The organism is Streptomyces sp. NPDC088762 (genome assembly GCF_044750905.1).
Lineage (GTDB): Bacteria > Actinomycetota > Actinomycetes > Streptomycetales > Streptomycetaceae > Streptomyces.
In genome coordinates, this window is record NZ_JBIVKT010000017.1 from 69,820 (window position 1) to 87,300 (window position 17,481).

17 protein-coding genes are annotated in these 17,481 nt (G+C 71.5%); 13 read left to right on the forward strand and 4 right to left on the reverse strand.

The window, feature by feature from the left end; all coding sequences use genetic code 11:
• Positions 1 to 41: 41 nt before the first annotated feature.
• Positions 42 to 1,634, forward strand: coding sequence for a TROVE domain-containing protein (locus ACIP5M_RS29600; protein WP_401202384.1), 1,593 nt, complete (start codon positions 42 to 44; stop codon positions 1,632 to 1,634).
• Positions 1,635 to 1,641: 7 nt separating this feature from the next.
• Here ACIP5M_RS29600 and ACIP5M_RS29605 read toward each other — a convergent pair whose 3' ends face one another.
• Positions 1,642 to 2,340, reverse strand: coding sequence for a DUF4190 domain-containing protein (locus ACIP5M_RS29605; RefSeq protein WP_401202386.1), 699 nt, complete (start codon positions 2,338 to 2,340; stop codon positions 1,642 to 1,644).
• Between the two features lie 109 nt (positions 2,341 to 2,449).
• Here ACIP5M_RS29605 and ACIP5M_RS29610 point away from each other — a divergent pair, with 109 nt between their 5' ends.
• From ACIP5M_RS29610 to ACIP5M_RS29630, 5 genes are all read left to right on the forward strand, one after another.
• The gene (locus ACIP5M_RS29610) at positions 2,450 to 3,475 is read left to right on the forward strand and encodes an adenosine deaminase (protein ID WP_401202388.1); all 1,026 of its coding nucleotides are present in this window, start codon (positions 2,450 to 2,452) and stop codon (positions 3,473 to 3,475) included.
• 36 nt (positions 3,476 to 3,511) lie between these two features.
• Complete coding sequence (locus tag ACIP5M_RS29615; protein ID WP_401202390.1) at positions 3,512 to 4,201, forward strand: glycerophosphodiester phosphodiesterase; 690 nt, start codon at positions 3,512 to 3,514, stop codon at positions 4,199 to 4,201.
• Between the two features lie 86 nt (positions 4,202 to 4,287).
• Positions 4,288 to 5,364, forward strand: coding sequence for a sensor histidine kinase (locus tag ACIP5M_RS29620; RefSeq protein ID WP_401202517.1), 1,077 nt, complete (start codon positions 4,288 to 4,290; stop codon positions 5,362 to 5,364).
• A complete protein-coding gene (locus ACIP5M_RS29625) occupies positions 5,361 to 6,035 on the forward strand; it encodes a response regulator (protein ID WP_401202392.1) in 675 nt (224 codons plus the stop codon). Before ACIP5M_RS29620 ends, ACIP5M_RS29625 begins: the two co-directional genes overlap by 4 nt.
• A 147-nt stretch (positions 6,036 to 6,182) precedes the next feature.
• Positions 6,183 to 7,370 carry a serine hydrolase domain-containing protein gene (locus tag ACIP5M_RS29630; RefSeq protein WP_401202394.1) on the forward strand — a complete coding sequence of 396 codons (1,188 nt, stop codon included), beginning with the start codon at positions 6,183 to 6,185 and terminating at the stop codon, positions 7,368 to 7,370.
• A gap of 8 nt (positions 7,371 to 7,378) precedes the next feature.
• On the opposite strand, the gene ACIP5M_RS29635 is transcribed toward ACIP5M_RS29630, so the two are convergent.
• The 3 genes from ACIP5M_RS29635 to ACIP5M_RS29645 all read right to left on the reverse strand — a co-directional run bounded on the left by ACIP5M_RS29635 (position 7,379) and on the right by ACIP5M_RS29645 (position 10,641).
• Complete coding sequence (locus tag ACIP5M_RS29635) at positions 7,379 to 7,843, reverse strand: hypothetical protein (RefSeq protein ID WP_401202396.1); 465 nt, start codon at positions 7,841 to 7,843, stop codon at positions 7,379 to 7,381.
• A 78-nt stretch (positions 7,844 to 7,921) separates the two neighbouring features.
• Complete coding sequence (locus tag ACIP5M_RS29640) at positions 7,922 to 9,100, reverse strand: spermidine/putrescine ABC transporter substrate-binding protein (protein ID WP_401202398.1); 1,179 nt, start codon at positions 9,098 to 9,100, stop codon at positions 7,922 to 7,924.
• Positions 9,101 to 9,201: 101 nt separating this feature from the next.
• Positions 9,202 to 10,641, reverse strand: coding sequence for a gamma-aminobutyraldehyde dehydrogenase (locus tag ACIP5M_RS29645; protein WP_401202400.1), 1,440 nt, complete (start codon positions 10,639 to 10,641; stop codon positions 9,202 to 9,204).
• A gap of 170 nt (positions 10,642 to 10,811) precedes the next feature.
• Between ACIP5M_RS29645 and ACIP5M_RS29650 the strand changes: the two genes are divergently transcribed.
• The 7 genes from ACIP5M_RS29650 (at position 10,812) to ACIP5M_RS29680 (ending at position 17,447) form a co-directional block, all read left to right on the forward strand.
• Entirely contained in the window at positions 10,812 to 11,315 is a 504-nt protein-coding gene (locus ACIP5M_RS29650; protein ID WP_031144106.1) for an Lrp/AsnC family transcriptional regulator, read from the forward strand.
• A gap of 3 nt (positions 11,316 to 11,318) precedes the next feature.
• Positions 11,319 to 12,680 carry an aspartate aminotransferase family protein gene (locus ACIP5M_RS29655; protein WP_401202402.1) on the forward strand — a complete coding sequence of 454 codons (1,362 nt, stop codon included), beginning with the start codon at positions 11,319 to 11,321 and terminating at the stop codon, positions 12,678 to 12,680.
• A 158-nt stretch (positions 12,681 to 12,838) separates the two neighbouring features.
• Positions 12,839 to 13,600, forward strand: coding sequence for an ABC transporter ATP-binding protein (locus ACIP5M_RS29660; RefSeq protein ID WP_401202404.1), 762 nt, complete (start codon positions 12,839 to 12,841; stop codon positions 13,598 to 13,600).
• A complete protein-coding gene (locus tag ACIP5M_RS29665; protein WP_401202406.1) occupies positions 13,582 to 14,655 on the forward strand; it encodes a hypothetical protein in 1,074 nt (357 codons plus the stop codon). Before ACIP5M_RS29660 ends, ACIP5M_RS29665 begins: the two co-directional genes overlap by 19 nt.
• Before the next feature lie 25 nt (positions 14,656 to 14,680).
• The gene (locus tag ACIP5M_RS29670; protein WP_401202407.1) at positions 14,681 to 15,778 is read left to right on the forward strand and encodes an LOG family protein; all 1,098 of its coding nucleotides are present in this window, start codon (positions 14,681 to 14,683) and stop codon (positions 15,776 to 15,778) included.
• Positions 15,779 to 15,858: 80 nt separating this feature from the next.
• The gene (locus tag ACIP5M_RS29675; protein ID WP_401202409.1) at positions 15,859 to 16,758 is read left to right on the forward strand and encodes a hypothetical protein; all 900 of its coding nucleotides are present in this window, start codon (positions 15,859 to 15,861) and stop codon (positions 16,756 to 16,758) included.
• A gap of 71 nt (positions 16,759 to 16,829) precedes the next feature.
• On the forward strand, positions 16,830 to 17,447 hold the full coding sequence (locus ACIP5M_RS29680; RefSeq protein ID WP_401202411.1) for a hypothetical protein: 618 nt from the start codon (positions 16,830 to 16,832) through the stop codon (positions 17,445 to 17,447).
• Positions 17,448 to 17,481: the final 34 nt, after the last annotated feature.

The following is a 17,481-nucleotide window of genomic DNA, read 5'->3' on the forward strand; positions in this document are numbered from 1 at the left end:
TCACGCCTCCCCCGCTTCCTTTGAATTCGGGGGGATTCACCATGGCTCGTTTCAACCTGCGCGCGCTCACGTCCAAGCCCGCCGCGCCCACCTCGCCCGTACGCTCGACCCGCCGCTCCCGTAGCCACGCGGGCGGCCCGGGTCACGAACGCGATGCGCGCTCCGAGCTGTTCCTGCTCGCCGTCGCCAACTTCGTGACGCAGCAGACCTTCTACGAGAGCGGTGAAGCCCGCGACGACCGCTTCCGCGCCCTCGTGCGCCGGCTCGCGGTGGAGGATCCCGCGTGGACCGCCGGCCTGCTGGGGTGGCTGCGCGGTGACGCGAACATGCGGACCGCTTCGCTCGTCGGCGCGGCCGAGTACGTCAAGGCGCGGCTCGACGCGGGAGCCACCGACGGGCCGTCGAACCGCCAGGTCGTGGACTCCGTACTGCGCCGGGCGGACGAGCCCGGTGAGCTGCTGGCCTATTGGACGGCCACCTACGGGCGGAACGTCCCCAAGCCGGTCAAGCGCGGCATCGCCGACGCCGTACGCCGCCTCTACTCCGGCACCTCGCTGCTGAAGTACGACACCGACTCCAAGGCATACCGCTTCGGCGATGTCCTCAACCTCGTGCACGCCTCCCCCGACCCGGCCAAGCCCTGGCAGGGGGAGCTGTTCCGCTACGCGCTGGACCGCCGGCACAGCCCGGAGACCGCACAGGTCCCGGACGGCAATCGGACCCTGGCCGCCCACCGGGCGCTGATGGAGCTGCCGGTCTCCGAGCGGCGCCGGACCGTCACCGCGCCGGACGGCGCGGAGCGCCTCGCGGAGGCGGGCATGACCTGGGAGGCGCTGGCCGGGTGGCTGCAGGGGCCGATGGACGCGGCCGCCTGGGAGGCGGTCATCCCGTCCATGGGCGCGATGGCACTGCTGCGCAACCTGCGCAACTTCGACCACGCCGGGGTCTCCGACGAGGTGGCCGCGCGGGTCGCGGCGAAGATCTCCGACCCGGAGGTCGTGGCCCGGTCGCGGCAGTTCCCCTTCCGCTACCTGGCCGCCTACCGGCACGCGCCCTCGCTGCGCTGGGCGTACCCCCTGGAGGTGGCGCTCGGACACTCGCTGGCCAACGTACCGGCGCTGCCGGGCCGGACGCTGATCCTCGTCGACCGTTCCGGGTCGATGTGGTCCCCGCTGTCGGAGCGCTCGCAGCTCAACCGGGCCGACGCGGCCGCCGTCTTCGGGGCGGCGCTGGCCCTGCGCGCCGAGCACGGCGACCTGGTGCAGTTCGGCTCGACCAGCCATGCCGTCCCGTACGCCCGGGGCGAGTCCGTGCTGAAGGTGCTGGAGCGCTTCGGGGACCTCGGCGGCACTTACACGGCCAAGGCCGTGCGGGAGCACTACCGGGGCCATGACCGGGTGCTGATCGTCACCGACGAGCAGGCGGCCGTGTCGTACGGCCACGGCGGGGACCCGACGGCGGAGATCCCGGACACGGTCCCGGTGTACACCTGGAACCTGGCCGGCTACCGGGTGGGCCACGCTCCGTCCGGTTCCGCGAACCGGCACGCCTTCGGCGGGCTCACCGACGCGGCCTTCCGCATGGTGTCCCTGATCGAGGGCGGCCAGGACGCCGACTGGCCGTGGGCGGTCTGAGCCCGGCTCAGACCTTCTCGTGGACCCGGGAGTTCGAATACGGGCTGTCGTAGTCCGAATCGCCCTCCGAGTCGCCGAGCAGGACTCCGCCGATCACGAGCGCGAGCATCAGGACGCTGATCACGATGCCGACGACGCCCAGGATGATGCCGGCCAGCGCCATCGGGCCGTTGTCGGCCTCGCCGCGCCGGGCCTTGCCGCGGCCGAGGACACCGAAGATGACCGCCGGGACGCCGAACAGGAGGCCCAGGTAGCAGGTGATCACGCCGATGATGCCGAGGACGAGGGCGGTGATGGCGAAGCCGTTGCTCGGCAGGGCCCCGTACGGCGGGTATGCGGCGTACCCCGGGTATCCCGGATAGCCGGGCTGACCCGGATAACCCGTCTGCGCGGGGTGCCCTGGATAGCCCGCGTCACCCGGGTACCCGTATCCCGGCACGGCCTGGGGCGCCGGCTGGCCGGGGTACCCGTAGGCGGCAGGGGCGGGTCCGGTGACCGGCGGCACGTCCGGCGCCGGGGACACGGGTGAGGCGAACGGGGCCGGTGTGGCGTCGCCCGGTATGCCCGCGAGCGTCGGCTGGTCGTGCACGGACGGCGGACCGGACACCCCCGGCGCCCCCGGGGTGCCCTGCTGCTTGCCCAGATCGACCACCGGCCGCTCCGGCGGCGCCCACGGGTCTCGCTGCTCGGGACTGTTCTCGCTCATACGGCACCCCCCTCTCGTACAGCCATGCTAAGCGCTGCCACCGACAGCCCCCGGCCTGCCTACGATGAAGCCCGACCTGCCCGCACGCGCGTCTCCCGGAGGCACCCTCATGACCGACCTGCACCCCTTCATCGCGGGGCTGCCCAAGGCGGAACTCCACGTCCACCACGTCGGCTCGGCGTCACCGCGCATCGTGGCCGAACTCGCCTCCCGGCACCCCGACTCGAAGGTGCCCACCGATCCCGAGGCGCTCGCCGACTACTTCACCTTCACCGACTTCGCGCACTTCATCGAGGTCTACCTGTCGGTCGTCGACCTGGTCCGCACCCCCGACGACGTGCGCACGCTGACCTTCGAGGTCGCCCGCGACATGGCCCGGCAGAACATCCGCTACGCCGAGCTGACCATCACCCCGTACTCCTCCACCCGCCGCGGCATCGACGAGAAGGCCTTCATGGAGGCCATCGAGGACGCCCGCAAGGACGCCGAGTCCGAACTCGGCGTCATCCTGCGCTGGTGCTTCGACATCCCCGGCGAGGCCGGCCTGGAGGCCGCGGCCGAGACCGCCCGCCTCGCCGTCGACCTGCGCCCCGAGGGCCTGGTCTCCTTCGGCCTCGGCGGCCCCGAGATCGGGGTGCCGCGCCCGCAGTTCAAGCCGTATTTCGACCGCGCCCGGGCCGCCGGCCTGCACAGCGTGCCGCACGCCGGCGAGACCACCGGCCCGGAGACGATCTGGGACTCCATCCGCGAACTCGGCGCCGAGCGCATCGGCCACGGCACCAGCGCCACCCAGGACCCGGAGCTCCTCGCCTACCTGGCGGAGCACCGGATCGCGCTGGAGGTGTGCCCGACGTCCAACATCGCGACCCGCGCCGTGACGGACCTGGACCGGCACCCCGTCAAGGAGATGGTGGCCGCGGGCGTGCTCGTCACCATCAACAGCGACGACCCGCCGATGTTCGGCTCCGACCTCAACAACGAGTACGCGGTGGCCGCCCGCCTGCTGGACCTCGACGAGCGGGGGCTGGCGCAGCTCGCGAAGAACGCGGTCGAGGCCTCCTTCCTCGACCCGGCCGGCAAGGCGAAGCTCGGCGCGGAGATCGACGCGTACACCGCGCAGTGGCTCGCGCGCTGACGTTCCCTTGATCCGCCCACCCCTGAGAATGGGGTCATGCGCACCCTGACTGCCGTCGGCCACCGCGGCGATCCCTACCGTGTCCGCGAGAACACCCTCCCCTCGATCCGCTCCGCCTTCGCGCGCGGGGCGGACGCGGTGGAGATCGACGTACGGCTGACCCGTGACGGGGTGCCGGTCCTCCTCCACGACGAGACGCTCGAGCGGCTGTGGGGGCATGACGTGCGGCTCGACGCCGTCACGGCCCCGCAGCTCGCGGAGTTGACGGAGGGTGGGATCCCGACGCTGCGCGACGCCCTGATGGCGGCCGGGGCGGGCCGGGTGATGATCGACCTGCCGGGTGCGAGCACCGAGTCGGTGAGGACGGTCGTGGACCAGGTCCGCGAGTGCGGAGCGCGCGAGCGCACGTACTACTGCGCCGGCCCCAACACCATGCTGTCGGTGCGCGCCGCCGATCCGGGTGCGGAGATCGCCCTGACCTGGACCACGCTGTCGCCGCCGCGCCGGGTGCTGATCGACGCGGTGGCGCCGCGCTGGCTCAACTACCGCTTCGGGCTGGTGAGCCGCGAGCTGACGGACGCCCTGCACCGGGACGGGCTGCTGGTGTCGGCGTGGACGGCGGACACGAAGCGGAGCATGCGCGGGCTCCTCAGGGCCGGGGTCGACTCGATCACCACGAACCGGATGGACGCCCTGGCGGCGGTACGGGCCGAGCTCGGCCGGTGATACGCGCCTTCCGGGAGGGGATCCGCGGCGCCGACCCGCGGTGGCAGGACCTCGGCCTGACCCTGCTGGTGGAACTGGCCGTCACGATGCCGTTCGTCGTGCCCCGGTCGCCCGAAGCCCCGCCCGCCACCTGGCCCTCGTACGCGATGACCAGCCTCGCCGTGCTGCCCCTGATCTGGCGGCGCCGGGCACCGGTGGCCGTACTCGCGGCGATCCTGGTCATCGGGGGGATCTACGAAGTCGTGTTCGACGGGCCGGGCCAGCCGCTGCCGTACGCGGGCCTCATCGCCTTCTACACGGTCGCCCTGCAGTGCGCGCCACGGGTCCGGGCGGCCGTGGCGCTGGCCACCGTGGGGGTGGTCTGCCTGTCGGTGGGCTGGGAGACGGGGACGGCACGGGAGCTGCTGTTCACCCTCTTCGTCTCGGCGGCGGCCTACGCCCTGGGACGGCTCCAGCACACGCGGCAGGCCTATACGGAGGCCGTCGAAGCCCGCGCCGCCGAGCTGGAGCGGGCCAACCGGATCGAGGCGGAGCAGGCTGCCGCCCGCGAACGGGCCAGGATCGCGCGGGAGATGCACGACATCCTCTCGCACGCGGTCAGCATCATGATCGTGCAGGCGGAGGCCGGACCGGTGGCCGTCCGCAGGGCTCCGGAGCGGGCCGAGGCGGCCTTCGAGGCGATCGCGGACACGGGGCGCGACGCGATGGCACAGCTGCGGGCGATGCTGGGTGTGCTGCGAACCGACGGCGGCTCCCCCAGGAGCCCTCAGCCGGGGATCGCCGGCCTGCGGGAGCTGGTGGACCGGGTACGGGCCAGTGGTCTGCGGGTGTCGTACGAGCGGACGGGCGCGGTGCGCGAGCTGCCCGCCGCGCTGGAGGCGACGGTGCACCGGGTGGTGCAGGAGGCGCTGACCAACGTGGTGAAGCACGCCGGGGCTTCGGCGGTGGAGGTGAGGCTCGCGTACGGGCCGCAGGCGCTGACGGTGACGGTGACGGACGACGGCCGGGGGCCGGGCGCCGCCTCGGGCGGGCACGGGCTCATCGGCATCCGCGAGCGGGCGGCGGCGCACGGCGGGACGGCCGAGTCCGGTCCGGGGCCGGGCGGGGCCGGGTACGCGGTGCGGGTGGCCCTTGTAATCTCCCCGGTGGAGGTGGGGAAGTGACGATCCGTGTCGTGGTGGCCGACGACCAGGAGTTGGTCCGCAGCGGGTTCGCGATGATCCTCGGCGTCCAGGACGACATCGAGGTCGTGGCGGAGGTGGGGGACGGCGCGGCGGCGGTGGATGCGGTGGCCCGGCTCGCACCGGACGTGGCGCTGCTGGACATCCGGATGCCGGGGCTGGACGGGATCGAGGCGTGCCGCGCGATCTGCGCCGGGAGCGCGTGCCGCACGGTGATGCTGACGACCTTCGACTCGGACGAGTACCTGTACGAGGCGCTGCACGCGGGGGCGAGCGGCTTCCTGCTGAAGGACGTGCGGCGGGACGATCTGGTGCACGCGGTACGGGTGGTGGCGGCGGGCGAATCCCTGCTGGCGCCTTCGGTGGCGCGGCGGCTGATCGAGGAGTACACGGCGGTGACGGGCGCGGTGCGGGCTCCGCTCCCGGCGGACCGGCTGGAGGTGCTGACGGCCCGGGAGCGGGAGACGCTGCTGCACCTGGGGCGGGGGCTGTCGAACGCGGAGATCGCGGCGGCGCTGGTGGTGAGCGAGCACACGGTGAAGTCCCATGTGGGGAACGTGCTGGCGAAGCTGGGCCTGCGGGACCGGATCCAGGCGGTGATCTGCGCGTACGAGACGGGCCTGATCGCGGCGGGCAGTCCCTCTGCGGAGTGAGGGCTCGGCGTGTCGCCTCCCTCTCGCCGGTGAGTTGTCGTACCGGTGAAGACCCCTCTGGGGGGTGATCCGCACCTACCCCTGTGACCTGCAGCATTGAGTCATCGGAGCCGCAGTGGCCCGGTGGACTCACAGGGGGATTCCGTCATGAAGGCTCGCACGCGCACGCTGATCGCCGCCGCCCTGGTCCTGGGCATCGCCTCGGGCCCCGTCGTGGCACACGCCGCTCCGGCTCCCGCCCCGGCAGGGGCCGCCGCGCCCCTCGTCTCCACCCCGCCGAACGCCGCGGCCCTGGAGCGGGCGATCGCCGGCCTCGGGGCGCAGAACAAGGACGCGACCGCGGCGCTGGTCCGCGTCGGCGGTACGAGCGGCGGCTGGCGGGGCAGTTCCGGGGTGGCGGACATCGTCACCGGGCGGGCGGCCGTGGAACAGGGGCGGTTCAGGGCCGGCTCGGTGACCAAGACCTTCACCTCGGCGGTGGTGCTCCAGCTGGCGGCCGAGGGCCGGGTGGATCTGGACCGGCCGGTCCGGTGGTACCTGCCCGGGACCGTCCCCGATGCCTACGGCACGGTCACCGTCCGGCACCTGCTCGACTACACGAGTGGCATACCGGCGGCGGACGGCCCGGGCGACTCGTTCGAGGCGCAGTGGGAGCACCGCTTCGACGTGACCGACCCGCACGACCAGCTGGCCAACGCCTTCGCGAAGAAGCCGGAGTTCGCACCGGGCACGGCCCAGCACTACCTGAACATCGGCTACACGGTGCTGGGTGTGCTCATCGAGACGGTGACGGGCAGCTCGTACGAGGATGCGGTCGCCCGCCGGATCCTGAAGCCGTTGGGTCTGCACCAGACCTCGTTCCCGGCGCGGACACAGACGAAGATCCACGGTCCGCACAACCGGGGCTACCAGGCGATGGCGCGGGCGGACGGCTCCGGGGAGCTGCGGGATGTGACGGAGTGGAACTCCTCGGACCGGTGGGCGGCGGGGGACATCATCTCGACGACGGCCGACCTGGAGCGGTTCACGGTGGCCCTGTTCAGCGGCCGGGTCGTACCGAAGGACCGGCTGGAGGAGATGTTCACAGTGCCCGCGGTGAAGGACTTCGTCAGCGGGAAGGACGCCGTGCTTTCGGCGGGGCTGTCCAGGATCGTCCTGCCGGACGGCACGGTGGCGTGGGGCAAGTCGGGTGGCCGGCACGGCTACAACACCGCGATAGGCGCGACCCGCGATCTCTCCCGCACCCTGGTCTATTCGGTCAACTCCACGAACGCGAAGGGCGAGGACACGAACCCGGTGGCGCTCGGCATCGTGATGGCCGCCTTCGCCCGGTAGGCGCCCGCCTACGCGGGCATCGCCTCGAGCCGCTTGATCGTGCGGCGGAGCACCAGCAGCGGGATCACCCCGAAGACGCCGAACGACATGTCGATCACGCTCCACCAGAAGGGGATCCCGCGGATCGGGCCGCAGACGAGGGCCAGCGGGATGATGCCGGCGCAGGCGATCACGCCGGCTTCGACGATCCAGATGTTGCGGACCGGGTCGCGGTGGACGCCGTAGAAGAAGACGGCGATGACGAGGTGGGCGAAGGCGAGCCAGTCGGTGCCGTAGAGGAGGAAGGGGTACTCCGCATCGGCCCGCTCCAGCCCGTCGCCCACCCGCCGGAGCCACTCGTTGTCCATCAGGGCGTTGGCCCAGCGGAGTTCACTGACCAGGGGGAAGGCCGTGAGACCACTGAGTACCAGGCAGATGATGAACAGGGTCAGCCAGGCACGGATCCGCCGCTGAAGGGCGCTTCTCTCGCTCATGGAAGGAAGCCTACCCCCAGAATTGAACGCGTTCAGCCAAATTCCTGAACATGTTCAACCAGCGTCCCGGGGGTGGGATCAGAGCCCGACGATCGCGTTCCAGCGCTTGGCGAGGGAGCGGCGCTCCGCCGGGGAGATGTCACGGGCCACGACCAGCCGGCGGCGCATCCCGTCGTCGGGGAAGATCAGCGGATTCTCCGCGAGTTCGGCGCTCTCCCTGTCACCGGAGCCGGCGAGGACCTCGCGGGCGGCCGGGACCGGGCAGACGTAGTTGACGGAGGCGGCGAGCGAGGCCGCCACCTCCGGGTCGTAGTAGTGGTCGATCAGGGCCTCGGCATTGGCCTTGTGGCGGGCGAGGTTGGGGACGAGCAGGCTCTCCGCCCAGAGTTCGGCCCCCTCCTCCGGCACCACGAACTCGATGTCCGGGTTGTCGGCCCGGAGCTGGATGGCGTCGCCGGAGTAGGCCTGGCAGGCCAGGACATCGCCCTTGCTCAGATCGGAGGTGTAGTCGTTGCCGGTGAAGCGGCGGATGTGCTTCCTGCGCACCAGGTCCTCGACCTGGTCGCACATCCGGTGGAAGTCGGATTCGGTCCAGCGGGTGGTGTCCACGCCGTTGCCCTGCATCAGCAGGGCGAAGGACTCGTCGAGGCCGGAGAAGAGAGTGACCTTGCCCGCGAGCTCCGGTCGCCACAGGTCGGCGACCGATGTGATCTCCCGGCCAAGGGCCTTGCGGTTGTAGGCGATGCCGGTGATCCCCGACTGCCACGGGACGGTGTACAGCCGGCCCTCGTCGAAGGCGGGGGAACGCAGTTGGGGGTCCAGATGGGCGGCCACGTTGGACTGCGCCGAGCGGTCCATCTTCTGCGCCCAGCCCAGGTGGACGAAGCGGGCGGCCATCCAGTCGCTGACGACGACCAGGTCGTGGCCCGTCTCCCGGTGGCTCATCAGGGCCGGGCTGATCTTGCCGAAGAACTCGTCGTTGTCGTTGATCTCCTCGGTGTACCGGACTTCGATGCCGGTCCGCTCCGAGAAGGCCTCCAGGGTCGGACGGCGCTCCTCGTCCTCCTCGTCGGTGTCGATGTACAGCGGCCAGTTGGAGAAGGCCACGCTCCGGTCCGGCGCGGAACGGTCCGTACCCCCGCGCCGTTCCTCCGGGACATAGGCGGCGGGCACACCGCAGCCGGCGAGGGCGGTGAGCAGGCCCGCGCCACCGAGGCCGCGCAGCGCGTCGCGGCGGGAGAAGTCGAGTCGAGGCATGGCCAAAGCCTCGGCGAACGCGAAAGGGCGGGCAATAGACATGGTGTCTACTGCCCGCCCCTTCAGCGCTGTGCTGTGATCACTGCGGCGGATGCGGCCGATCAGCCGTCGAGCGAGGTCATCACGTGCTTGATGCGCGTGTAGTCCTCGAAGCCGTAGGCGGAGAGGTCCTTGCCGTAGCCGGACTTCTTGAAGCCGCCGTGCGGCATCTCGGCGACGAGCGGGATGTGGGTGTTGATCCACACGCAGCCGAAGTCGAGGTTCTTGGACATCCGCATCGCGCGGCCGTGGTCCTTGGTCCACACGGAGGAGGCGAGGGCGAACTCGACGCCGTTCGCGTACTCCACGGCCTGCTGCTCGTCCGTGAAGGACTGGACGGTGATGACGGGGCCGAAGACCTCGTTCTGGATGATCTCGTCGTCCTGCTTCAGGCCGGAGACCACGGTCGGGGCGTAGAAGTAGCCCTTCTCGCCGACCTGGTGGCCGCCCGCCTCGACCTTGGCGTGCGCGGGGAGGCGCTCGATGAAGCCCGCGACCTGCTTGAGCTGGTTCGGGTTGTTCAGCGGGCCGTACAGCACGTCCTCGTCGTCCGGCTGGCCGGTCTTCGTGTCGGCGGCGGCCTTGGCGAGCGCGGACACGAACTCGTCGTGGATCGACTCGTGCACGAGCACGCGGGTGGCGGCGGTGCAGTCCTGGCCGGCGTTGAAGTAGCCCGCGACCGCGATGTCCTCGACGGCCTTGGCGATGTCGGCGTCCTCGAAGACCACGACCGGGGCCTTGCCGCCGAGCTCCAGGTGGACGCGCTTGACGTCCTTCGAGGCGCTCTCGGCGACCTGCATGCCCGCGCGCACCGAGCCGGTGATGGAGGCCATCGCCGGGGTCGAGTGCTCGACCATCGCCTTGCCGGTCTCGCGGTCGCCGCAGATGACGTTGAAGACGCCCTTGGGCAGGATCGAGTCGATGATCTCGGCCATCAGGACGGTGGAGGCAGGGGTGGTGTCCGAGGGCTTGAGCACCACGGTGTTGCCCGCGGCGATCGCCGGGGCGAACTTCCACACCGCCATCATCATCGGATAGTTCCAGGGCGCGACCTGCGCACACACACCGACCGGCTCACGGCGGATGATCGAGGTCATCCCCTCCATGTACTCGCCGGCCGAGCGGCCTTCGAGCAGCCGGGCGGCGCCGGCGAAGAAGCGGATCTGGTCCACCATCGGCGGCAGTTCCTCGCTGGCCGTCAGGCCCAGCGGCTTGCCGGTGTTCTCCGACTCGGCGGCGACGAGCTCGTCCGCGCGCGCCTCGAAGGCGTCCGCGATCTTCAGCAGCGCCTTCTGCCGGTCCGAGGGCGTGGTGTCGCGCCAGCCCGGGAACGCGGCCGCGGCAGCGGCCATGGCGGCGTCGACATCGGCCTGGCCCGAGAGCGGGGCAGTGGCGTAGGCCTCGCCGGTGGCCGGGTTGACCACCTCGGTGGTCCGCCCGTCAGCGGCGTCCTTGAACTCCCCGCCGATGTAGTTGCGCAGACGACGCAGTTCCGTGGTCACTCCAGCCACACTCCTGATCACATGTCCATCGATTGAGACTGCCCCCCAAGAGTAGCCCCTCGGCGGACGCTTTCGACAGAGCCGGACATCACCAACTACGAAATCAGTGAGATCCACGTCGCCAAACAACGGATTTCATCGATTCCATCTTGCGGAACAGACGACTCCTCGTGCACAGTGAGGTCGTGGTCAGTCGAAGCGCAGATTCCAGGAACAGACAACCGTCCCCTTCGGTCGATGCTGTGTCCCTGGCGATCATCGAGCAACTGCAGGAGGACGGTCGCCGTCCCTACGCAGCGATCGGCAAGGCCGTCGGCCTGTCGGAGGCGGCCGTACGCCAGCGCGTACAGAAGCTGCTCGACCAGGGCGTCATGCAGATCGTCGCCGTCACCGACCCGCTCACCGTGGGCCTGCGACGCCAGGCCATGGTCGGCATCAACGTCGAGGGAGACCTCGACCCCGTCGCCGACGCGCTCACCGCCATGGCGGAGTGCGAATACGTCGTGATGACCGCTGGATCGTTCGACCTGATGGTGGAGATCGTCTGCGAGGACGACGACCACCTGCTCGAGACGATCAACAAGAAGATCCGCACGCTCCCCGGCGTGCGATCAACCGAAAGCTTCGTTTACCTGAAGCTGAAGAAGCAGACCTACATGTGGGGAACTCGATAGCCCGTGAGCCAGGACCTCTCCAAAACCGCGTACGACCACCTGTGGATGCACTTCACCCGCATGTCGTCATACGAGAACGCAGCCGTCCCCACCATCGTGCGTGGTGAGGGCACCTACATCTTCGACGACAAGGGCAAGCGCTACCTCGACGGTCTCGCCGGACTGTTCGTGGTCAACGCCGGTCACGGCCGCAAGGAACTGGCCGAGGTCGCCTACAAGCAGGCCCAGGAACTGGCCTTCTTCCCCATCTGGTCGTACGCGCACCCCAAGGCCGTGGAGCTCGCCGAGCGCCTCGCCGACTACGCCCCGGGCGACCTGAACAAGGTCTTCTTCACCACCGGTGGCGGCGAGGCCGTCGAGACGGCCTGGAAGCTCGCCAAGCAGTACTTCAAGCTGCAGGGCAAGCACACCAAGTACAAGGTCATCTCGCGTGCGGTCGCCTACCACGGCACCCCGCAGGGCGCCCTGTCCATCACCGGCCTGCCGGCCCTGAAGGCCCCCTTCGAGCCGCTGGTCCCCGGCGCGCACAAGGTGCCGAACACCAACATCTACCGCGCCCCGATCTACGGCGACGACCCCGAGGCCTTCGGCCGCTGGTGCGCCGACCAGATCGAGCAGGAGATCCTGTTCGAGGGCGCCGACACCGTCGCCGCCGTCTTCCTGGAGCCGGTGCAGAACGCCGGTGGCTGCTTCCCGCCGCCGCCCGGGTACTTCCAGCGGGTCCGCGAGATCTGCGACGAGTACGACGTCCTGCTCGTCTCCGACGAGACGATCTGCGCCTTCGGCCGCCTCGGCACGATGTTCGCCTGTGACAAGTTCGGCTACGTCCCGGACATGATCACCTGCGCCAAGGGCATGACCTCGGGCTACTCCCCGATCGGTGCCTGCATCGTCTCGGACCGCATCGCCGAGCCGTTCTACAAGGGCGACAACACCTTCCTGCACGGCTACACCTTCGGCGGCCACCCGGTCTCCTCGGCGGTGGCGCTGGCCAACCTCGACATCTTCGACAAGGAAGGCCTCAACCAGCACGTGCTGGACAACGAGGGCGCCTTCTTCTCGACGCTGCAGAAGCTGCACGACCTGCCGATCGTCGGCGACGTCCGCGGCAACGGCTACTTCTACGGCATCGAGCTCGTCAAGGACAAGGTGACCAAGGAGTCCTTCACGGACGAGGAGACGGAGCGCGTGCTCTACGGCTTCCTCTCCAAGGCGCTCTTCGACAACGGCCTGTACTGCCGGGCCGACGACCGAGGCGACCCGGTCATCCAGCTGGCCCCGCCGCTGATCGCCGACCAGGGCACCTTCGACGAGATCGAAGGCATCCTGCGCTCGGTGCTCACCGAGGCGTGGACCAAGCTCTAAATAGTCCGATCACACGGCCCGGATCCTTCGTTCGAGTGAGAACGCGGGGGTCCGGGCCGCGTGCTGTCACCATCCAAGACGTTCATCTCTTTACATCTCAGTGCGGGCCAGTGACTTCAGCGGGCTCCGTTTCGTTCCCCCGGACGGAGGTGTACGCCATGGTGGCTCCACCGGACCAGGCCCCGCCAGCAGACGATGTGCTCTGGGCACGGTCCCTTCATTACTCCCACAGCGGCTCGCCCGGCCTGATCGGAGTCTCCGTCGGAGTCCGCCAGGGCGAGATCCTGGCCCTGACCGGCCCGCGCGGCAGCGGCAAGACCACCTTGCTGCACTGCCTGTCCGGACGGCTGCGGCCCGACCAGGGCGAGGTCTGGTTCAACAGCGCCCCCGTGCACACCATGGGACTCCTATCCCGGGAACGGCTGCGCCGCGACCGGTTCGGCTGGATCGGCCCCGAGCCGCAGCTGCTGCCGGAGCTCAAGGTCTGGGAGAACGCGGCCCTGCCGCTGCTGATCGCCGGCGCCTCCCACCGCAGCGCCAAGCGCGCCGCCTGCGAATGGCTGGACCGCCTCGACATCGGCGGTTTCGCCCGCAAGCGCCCCACCGCACTCAACCGCGCCGAGTCGCAGCGCGTGGCCCTGGCCCGGGCCCTGGTCAACCAGCCCGCGGTGATCTTCGCCGACGAGCCCACGGCCCCGCTGCACCGGACCGAGCGCGCCCTGCTGCTCCGCACGCTGACCACCGCTGCCCGCTCCCACGGGATCACCGTGCTGCTGGCCACCCTCGACGAGGAGACCGCGGACGCCGCCGACCGCCGGCTGGCCCTGCTCGACGGCCGGACCGCGGCCGCCGCCGGAGCCCTGGCGTCCCCTGCCGACGACACCACGGAGGGCCAGGCCGCGTGCTCGCTCTCCGCCTAGCCCGCGGCGCCCGGCCGCTGGTCCAGCTGCGCCGGCTGCTCGTCGCCGCCGCCTCGGCCGGTACCGGGTTCCTCCTCCTCTACGTGCTCGTGGAGGCGGTGGCGCGGCCCGCCGGATCGTTCCCCCGCCTGCTGTGGGCCCTGGTCCCGCTCGCCTTCACCGTGCACTTCGCCGTCGCCGTGGCCCGGACCGACCCCGCGACCCGGCCCCGGGAAGGGCTGGACGCCGCAGGGCTGGGGCCCGTACGGCTCGGCCTGGTCGCGGCGGTCTCCACCGCCGTCGCCTGCACCCTGGGCGGTGCCGTGGCCCTGGCCGCCTTCCTCCACCTGCGCGGCGAGCTGAGCGGACTGCCGTTCGACGGCGCCGGGGCCCGGCTGCTCCACGCCGACCGGCCGCTGCCCGTCGCGGCCGCCCTCACCCTGCTGGCCCTGATCCCGCTGACGGCCTCGGCCGCCGCCGCCTGCGCCGCCCGCCGGCGCACATCGCCGGCCCCGCAGACCGGGCTGCCCTGGGGCATCGCGCTGACCGCCTGCGGGCTCGCGGTGGAGGCCTACGCGGGACACGGCGGCCCCGGCATGCTCGCCGGCTGGTCGCTCACCGCCGTCGGCCTCGCCCTCGCCGGGCCGGGCCTGGCGTACGCCTGCGGGGCGCTGGTCCAGGCGGTACGCCCGGGCGCCCTGCGCCTGCTGGCCGGGCGGGCCCTCCAGGAGGAGGCTCCCCGGCTCGGCCCGCCCCTCGGGGTGCTGTGCGCGGTCGGCGCCGGGGCCCTGACGGCGCTGGCCCTGCGCGAGCGCGGCGGGCTGCCGGTCCCGCTCGGGCCGCTGACCGGCCCGGCCGCGGCCCTGGTGGCGGTATGCGCGGCCGCGACCCTTCTCACATCCGCGGTGGAGGTCCGGCAGAGCCGCGCCGCCGCCCGCGAGACGCTGCTCGGCATGGGCGCTCCGGCCAAGGTCCTGCGCGGGGCGGTGAGTTTGCGGGCCACCGCGCTGGCGGCCATGTGCGTACCGCTCAGCTGGGGTGTGGCGCAGCTGACGTACGTGGCACTGACCCGCTGAATCGGCAGCCCTTAGGGTGGGCCGAATGGTCAACGGATACATCGACACCGAGATCGAGACGCTCGCCGAATTCGACAAGGTCGTGGCCCGCGGCTCGCTGAGCGGCTACCGGATCCAGTCGGTCAACCTCCTGGACCGGACCTTCGCGCTGCTGTCTGCCGACACCTCGGCGGCGGTGTTCCTGGGCTGCGCGATGGAGCCCGACGCCGCGGCGAAGGTCCGCGCCGACGGCGCGCTGGTCTTCCCGCCGGTCCCCGACCTGCCGTTCGACCCGTACCGCGGTCTGCTCTACACGCCCGAGGAGCTGTTCGCCGGGCTGCCCGGCGGCTACGAGGCCACCCCGGACGCCCAGGCTTACGCCTGGTTCCAGGAGACCAAGGCCGACGGCGACGTCTTCTCCTCGATGCTGCGCTCGATCCACGACGACGCCATCTCCGACGCCCTCGACGAGCACCTCGCCGGCGCCCGGGTGGTGGGCGTGATGGGCGGCCACGCCATGGCGCGCGGCAGTGCCGACTACCGCGGCGCGGCGGAGCTGGGCCGGGCGCTGACCCGGTCCGGACTGGTGGTGGCCACCGGCGGCGGTCCCGGCGCGATGGAGGCCGCCAACCTGGGCGCCTATCTGGCGCCGGCCCCGGACGAGGCCCTCCCGGAGGCCATGGAGCTGCTGGCCAAGGCCCCGTCCTTCGCCCCGTCGGTGTCCGACTGGGCGCGGGCGGCCTTCGCCGTACGGGAGCGCTGGCCCGGGGGCGGCGACTCGGTGGGCATTCCGACCTGGTTCTACGGGCACGAGCCGCCGAACGCCTTCGCGGGGCACATCGGCAAGTACTTCGCGAACGCCACCCGGGAGGACGGGCTGCTGGCCCGGTCCACGGCGGGCGTGGTGTTCCTGCCCGGTGCGGCGGGAACGGTCCAGGAGGTCTTCGACAGCGCGACGCCGAACTACTACGCGTCGCGGGGCGAGCCGGCGCCGATGGTCCTGGTCGACCGGGCCCACTGGACCGAGCACCTCCCGGCGTGGCCGCTGCTCAGGGCGCTGGCGCGCGGCCGGGCGATGGAGTCCAAGATCGCCCTGGTCGACTCCGTGGACGAGGTCCCGGACGCCCTCGCCGCAATGTCCTGACCCGCGGAGGCAACTTCCCGGCCCGTTCACACGTCTGGCAGAGGTACCGCAAAACCTGCCAGACGTGAACGGAGCCCTTGGTGCTCATAGGCCTGCTGACCGCTGTTGCGGCGTCCATCTGCTACGGCACGGGCTCCGTGCTGCAAGCCGTCGGATCGCGCCGCGCCGCCCGGACGTCCCCGCCCTCGGCCGGGGTGACGGCGCACGGCGGACCGAATCTGTCGTCCACGGCGAAAGCCGCGATGACCTGGGAGTTCATCGTCGGGACGATCCTGGACTTCGTGGGCTTCGGCCTCGGTGCGCTGGCGGCCCGGCTCCTCCCCCTGTTCCTGTCCCAGACGGTGATCAGTGCCAACCTGGTGATCACGGCCGTGCTGAGCGTGAAGATGCTGGGCATCCGGCTGAGCCGCAAGGAGTGGGCTTCGATCGGGGTCGTCTGCAGTGCGCTGGTGCTGCTGGCGACGGCGGCGGGCCACGAGGGCGGCCACCACGCGCCGATGTCCACGCACTGGTGGCTGCTGGGGATCACGCTGCTGCTGATGGTGGGCGGCACCGTGGCCGTACGTCTCCTCGGCGCCGGCGCGGCGATCCTGGCCGGTCTGCTGTCGGGCCTGGGCTTCGGCGCGCTCGGCGTCGGCGTGCGCATCCTGGACGGCGTCGACCCCTTCGACCTCGGGACGCTGCTCGGCGACCCGGCCCTCTACGCCATCCTGGCGGCCGGCGTCGGCGGCATGTACCTGCACACGGTCGCCCTCCAGATCGGCTCGGTGAACGGGGCGACGGCGGCCCTGGTCGTCGGCGAGACGGTCCTTCCCGGCGCGATCGGCGTCCTGTGGCTCGGCGACGCCTCCCGCCCGGGTCTGGCCTGGCTGGCGGCCCTCGGCTTCGTGCTGGCGGTCACCGGCGCGGTGGCGGTCGCCTGGTACGGCAAGCACGACGGTGCCGAGGCCGAGACTCCGGAGCCGGTCCCGGTCCCCTGACCCGGCGCGCCGGTTCACTCCCCCGGGTCCGCGGGGTGGCGGGTGACCGGCGGCTGCCGCCTGCTGGAGGCATGGAGTCCACCACCGCGCGGATGCGGACGCCGCAGGCCGCAGGGATGGCCGGGGTCGTCTTCTCGGTGCTGCTGGCAGCCGCGATCGTACTGATGCGGATCGCCGTCCCGTCCGGCAGCCCGGCCGACGCCCCCGTCGCCGAGGCGGACCGCTGGGCGGTCCGCACGGCCCTGGAGATCGTCCCGTTCGCCGGGATCTTCTTCCTGTGGTTCATCGGAGCCCTGCGCGCCCACAGCGGCGGGGCGGAGGACCGGTTCGTCGCCACGGTCTTCCTGGGCAGCGGGTTCGTCTTCGTCGCCACCCTGTTCGTCGCCGCCGCGGCGGCCGGGACCGTGCTGGAGGAGGCGACGCCGCCCTCCGGATTCGGCCGTCCCTTCGCGTACAGCGTCCTCGCGACCTACGCGATGCGGATGGCGGCCGTGTTCGTCTTCACGACCTCCACAATCGGGAGCCGCCTCGGGGTCTTCCCGCGCCCGCTCGCCGCCCTGGGGCTGATCACCGGGCTGGTGCTCCTCGTCGTCGCTCCGGGCGTGCCCTGGTCCGAGCTGGTCTTCCCGTTCTGGGCGCTGGTCGTGAGCCTCCACATCCTGCGGACGAGCCTGCGCCGGGCCACCTGAGACATGACGGACGCGGCCCGGCGGGCGGCGGGCG